This window comes from Dietzia sp. SLG310A2-38A2 (assembly GCF_014145095.1).
Lineage (GTDB): Bacteria > Actinomycetota > Actinomycetes > Mycobacteriales > Mycobacteriaceae > Dietzia.
The window spans coordinates 1-2,387 of sequence record NZ_JAALDX010000400.1; the positions used below are offsets into that span (position 1 = coordinate 1).

2 protein-coding genes and 1 pseudogene are annotated in these 2,387 nt (G+C 71.5%); all 3 read right to left on the bottom strand.

The annotated features are described in order from the left end of the window. Positions 1-24: 24 nt before the first annotated feature. On the bottom strand, positions 25-693 hold the full coding sequence (gene rpe, locus G6027_RS13765; protein WP_182637662.1) for a ribulose-phosphate 3-epimerase: 669 nt from the start codon (positions 691-693) through the stop codon (positions 25-27). Between the two features lie 100 nt (positions 694-793). Next, the gene (locus tag G6027_RS13770; RefSeq protein WP_182637663.1) at positions 794-1,732 is read right to left on the bottom strand and encodes an alpha/beta hydrolase; all 939 of its coding nucleotides are present in this window, start codon (positions 1,730-1,732) and stop codon (positions 794-796) included. Positions 1,733-1,738: 6 nt separating this feature from the next. Then, positions 1,739-2,387 (bottom strand): annotated as a pseudogene (locus G6027_RS13775) (rRNA small subunit methyltransferase B); the annotation flags it as partial.

The window sequence follows — 2,387 nt, forward strand, 5'->3', positions numbered from 1 at the left end:
CGTCGGCTGGCCCGTCCGGCATCGTCACGCCCGTGCGTCCGCGGCCCCCGCGCGCAGGGTCTCGATCATGGCGTCGGGGTCGGGCGCGCCGTAGACGGCGGATCCGGCGACAAAGACGTCGCAGCCCGCGGAGGCGGCGTCCCCGATCGTGCGCGAGTCGATGCCGCCGTCGATCTGGATCAGCACGTCGAGCCCGCGCCGGTCGATCTCCGCGCGCAGCGTGCGGACCTTGTCGAGCACCTCGGGCATGAACGACTGGCCACCGAACCCGGGCTCGACGCTCATCACCAGGACCAGGTCGACGTGCTCCAGCAGATCGAGGTACGGCTCCACGGCCGTGCCCGGCTTGAGGGAGATGCCGGCCCGGCAGCCGCGAGAGTGGAGCAGGTCCGCGACGGCCTTCGGATCGTCGGTGGCCTCGACGTGGAAGGTGATGTTGGCCGCACCCGCGTCGACGTAGTCGCCGACCCAGCGAAGCGGGTCGGTGATCATCAGATGACAGTCCATCGGCTTGTCGGTGACCTTGCCGACCGCCTTCGCGACCGGGGCGCCGAAGGACAGGTTGGGGACGAAGTGGCCGTCCATCACGTCGACGTGGATCCAGTCTGCGGCGGGGATCCGCTCGATCTCGCGGTCGAGTCGGGCGAAGTCGGCGGACAGGATCGACGGCGCGATGAGCGGCTGGTACGACATGCCGACCAGTCTAGGCGGGCAGGCGCGAGCGGACTTCCCAGGGCGTGGACCGGAGCCGCCTCGGACTCTTATGTAGCCAGGCTCTCAGCTGGGCGGACGATCAGGTGGCCGGATCCACGAGCGAGAGGCAGAACTCGAGTTGGTCGGCCACGATCTGCTCGAAGTACGGGTCGACGTAGGGGTCGAAGTGCTCGCACGGGTATTCCAGGTACCTTCCGCGCGGCATCCGCTGCGCAGCCCGACGCGCGGTCGCCGCGGGCGTGATGGCGTCCCGGGTGGCGATCTGCACCAGAGTGGGGCAGGTGATCCGTCGGGCGTGCCGTATCGGGGAGTAGAAGCCGATCCGCAGGAGGATCCGTGCGGCGACATCATCGGCGAAGTCGCTGCGGTGCAGTCCCGAGTCGGCAGCCAGACGGTCCACCGCGGGATCGGCGTCCGGACTCGTCATGACAGCCGGAGCCCCCGGTCGACCGACCAGGGGCACGTACCGGGGCTCCCGGCGCCGGGCCGCGCGCCAGAGGTCGCCGATGATCGCAGGTGTGAGCCGGACCGCCGAGCGCAGCGGTGTCGCCCGGACCGCGGCCGGTCCACTGACGTGGGGGACCTGGGCGACGACCCCTGCCAGCCTCTCCCCCGTACCGGCGAGAGTGAGGACGTGTCCGCCCGAGAACGACGTGCCCCACGCGATGACCCGGTCCGGGTCGACGCCGGTCAGCGATCGGGTGAAGGCGAGCGCGGACCGCCAGTCGTCGAGCTGACGGCCGATGCCGAGGAGCTGACGGGGCTGCCCGTCGCTGGCGCCGAAGTGCCGGTAGTCGAAGACCACGACGACGAAGCCGGCATCGCGGAAACGCTCGGCGTACGCGGGTAGCCGCAGGTCCCGTATGCACCCGAAGCCGTGTGCCATGACGATGGCCGGTGCGGTGCCCGCGCCGGGGCCCGCCGAGGTCTCCGGGCGGTAGACCCACGCGGCGCACTCGACTCCCCCGGACCGGAAGGTCGCGTCGACCCGGCCCTGCTCGGTTTCTGCTGTCGGCATCGACTGTCAGTCCTCTCGTGGCGGTGGTGTGGGGTCGGAGGCGACCCTGCGCAGCCCCGCCATGAACATCGCGTCGGTGCCGTGGCGGTGCGGCCAGAGCTGCACCCACGGTCCGTCACCGAGACCCGCGGTGGAGGCCCCGTCGATCCCCTCGAGGATCTCGCGTACGTCGAGGAGTTCGACATCGTCGCGCCGGTTCGCCTCACGGATCATAGACACCGTCTCGGACAGGTGGGGGGAACACGTCGCGTAGAGCACCACGCCCCCGGGGCGCACCAGACGCAGGGCGGAGTCCAGCAGCTCCCGCTGCAGCACCACCAGTCCCGGGATGTCGGCGGCGGTCTTGCGCCACCGGGCTTCGGGACGACGCCGGAGGGCTCCGAGCCCCGAACAGGGTGCGTCGAGGAGGACCCGATCGAACCCCGGCTCCAGACCGGGGTCCCGGCCGTCCGCGGTGAGTACGGTCACCGGCAGGTCCCGGGTGGCCTCCCGCACGAGGTCGGCACGGTGTTCGGAGACCTCGACGCCGGTCACGGCCGCGCCCTCGATCTCCGCCAACGCGCCCAGCATGACGGCCTTGCCCCCGGGGCCGGCGCACAGGTCCAGCCACCGGCCGCCGTCCTCGCCGACGAGCGGTGCACGGGATGCGGCGATC